Source organism: Motilibacter deserti, from assembly GCF_011250635.1.
GTDB lineage: Bacteria > Actinomycetota > Actinomycetes > Motilibacterales > Motilibacteraceae > Motilibacter_A > Motilibacter_A deserti.
Genome location: NZ_JAANNP010000183.1, coordinates 1 through 2723, shown reverse-complemented (window position 1 = coordinate 2723; position 2723 = coordinate 1). Strand labels below are relative to the sequence as shown.

Genomic DNA, 2723 nt, shown 5'->3' with positions numbered 1-2723 from the left:
CCCGCGCCGTACACCTTCGACAGACCCACCGTCCGCGCCGCAACGGTCGCGTCCACCGCAGTGGTCATCCCGGTCTCCCCACCAGCTCGTCGTGTCGGTTGCGGGCAGCCGCCCCTCGCCGCTGCCCAAGCTAGGCCCGTCCGGTGACAGCGGCGTCGTCCTCGCGACGGGTCGGGCCCTCCTCCCTGAGGGGGAGGAGGGCCCGAGCGGCGCCCCGGCGCTGTGGCCGGGCCGGGGCTACTCCGCCGTCACGGCCTGCAGCACGTCCATGCGGGCCGCGCGACGCGCCGGCCACAGGGCGGCGAGGACGCCCACGCCGGCGGCGGCGACGAGGAACACCAGCAGCGAGACGACAGGGACGGCCAGCTGGGTGATGCCGTCGTCGGCGAGCGCCTGCTGCAGGGAGGTCCCGAACGCGAGGCCGAGGACGATCCCGAGCACCGACCCGAGGACGGCGATGATGACCGACTCGGTACGTACCATCCGGCGCAGTTGACGTCGGCTCATCCCCACGGCCCGCAGCAGCCCGATCTCCCGCGTCCGCTCGGTCACCGACAGGGCGAGCGTGTTGACGATCCCGAGCACCGCGATGACCAGCGCCAGCGCGAGCAGGGCGTAGATCATGTAGAGCAGGAGGTTGATCTGCTCGCGGTTCTCGTCCTTGAACTCCTCGCGGTCGAAGACGTTGAGGTTCGGGTACGCGGCGGTGGCCGCCTCGAGCCGCGGGCCGACCTCGTCGACGCTCGCGCCGGACGCCAGCGTCACGTAGAGGAAGCTGTCGCTCCCGGTGCCGCCGAGCTGCTCCCAGGTCGCGATCGGGATCGACCACTGGCTGAGGAACTCCGCGTCCTCGAGGACCGCGCCCACGCGCAATGTCGTGCTGCGGCCGGAGGGGAGGAGCAGCTCGACGGAGTCGCCGACCCCGACGCTTGCCTTCTCGGCCGCGGGCTGGGTTGCGATGACCTCGCCGCGGCTCAGGGCGTCGGCGCTCCCACTCAAGACCGTGGCCCGCAGGGACTCGGTGAAGGCCTCGGGGTCGAGAGCGGAGACGAACGAGGTCTCCCCGTCGATCTGCGCGTTGCTGTAGCGCTCCCGCACCACGCGCTCGACGCCCTCGACCTGCCCCATCGCGGCGGCGACCTCGGGGGAGAAGGCGCCGTCGGTGCTCTGGTAGGCGATGAAGTCGGCGCGCAGCCCGCGGTCGACGAGCCGGTCGATCGACGCGTTCGCCGAGGAGGCGAGGACGCCGAACGACGTCACCAGCGTGAGCCCGATCATCAGCGCCGACGCGGTCGCAGCGGTGCGGCGCGGGTTGCGCCGGGTGTTCTCGACGCTGAGCCGGCCGACCGCCCCGCGTCGGGCGGCGGGGGCACCGAGCACCCGGAGCAGCGGCCCGCTGACCACCGGGGCGAGCGCGATCATGCCGACCAGGGTCACCAGAGCGCCGAGGCCGACCAGGGAGGCCGCGTTGCCCGCGTCGTCGGAGAGGGCGCCCGACACCAGGGCCAGGACCCCGGCCACGGTGAGCAGCCCGCCGATGATGGACCGCACGCGCAATGACGTCGAGCCGATCGCGACCCCGTCGCGCAGCGCCGCCACCGGGGCCACCCGTGCCGCGCGCCGCGCGGGGACCAGCGAGGCGACCAGCGTCACGACGACGCCGAGCACGATCGCCGTGACGACGGTGCGCGGGGCGAGGACGAGCCCCCCGCCGATCTCCAGGCCGATCGCGCCGAACAACGCGGCGAGCAGGGACGCGATCCCGGCGCCCACCGCGAGGCCGAGCACCGAGCCGACCAGGCCCACGACTGCCGCTTCGAGGAGCACGGAGCGCGTCACCTGCCCCCGGCTCGCACCGATCGCGCGCAGCATCGCCAGCTCGCGGGTGCGCTGCGCGACGATCATCGAGAAGGTGTTGAAGATGATGAACGAGCCGACGAACAGCGCGACCCCGGCGAAGGCCAGCAGCAGGTAGTTGAGGAAGCCGAGCGCCTCCTCGATGCCGGAGGCGGTCTCCTCGGCCTGCTCCTCGCGGGTGCGGACGACGTAGTCGCTGCCGATCGCGTCTGCGACGCGGTCGCGCAGCTGCTCGTCCGAGACGTCGTCCCCGTGATAGACGGCCACGGCGCTGTACGCGTCCTTGCCGAGCAGGAGCTCCTTCGCCGTCGCGTCGTCGAAGGCTGCGACCGTGGCGCCGCCCAGGCTGCCGTTGGAGCTGTAGCTGGCCACGCCGACCACGGTCATCTCGCGCTGCGGGCCTTGCGGAAGCACCAGCCCGATGCGGTCGCCGACCTTCAGGTCGCCCTTGTCCGCGGCGTACTCGTCGACGACGACCTCGCCGGCGCCCTGCGGTGCGCGCCCCTCGACGAGCTTCGCGCTCGAGCCCTCGGCGGTGTACCAGATGACGCCCGCCCCGGGCGGGCCGGCGCTGCCGATGGCCTCGCCCTCGGCGTCGAGCATGCGGACGCCCTCGACCCACAGGTCGCCGTAGGCCTCGGAGACACCGGGGACCGCGCGGACCTGCTCCACGAGGGACGGCGGGAGCGTACGCGCGCCGGCCCCGGAGTCGGCCCCGTCGAAGGCCTCCTTCGGCGAGACCGTCACGTCGGCGCTCGTCTCGGTGAAGATGTCGTCGAACGTCGCTCGCAACGTGTCGGTGAACATGAAGGAGCCGGCCACGAACGCGGTGCCGAGGATGACGGCGACGGCGGACAGGGCGAGGC

At 73.2% G+C, this 2723-nt stretch carries 1 protein-coding gene; it reads right to left on the bottom strand.

The window, feature by feature from the left end:
• Positions 1 to 237 precede the first annotated feature (237 nt).
• Positions 238 to 2723 (bottom strand): ABC transporter permease (locus G9H71_RS22080; RefSeq protein WP_166284915.1); only part of this gene is annotated, 2486 nt, incomplete at its 5' end.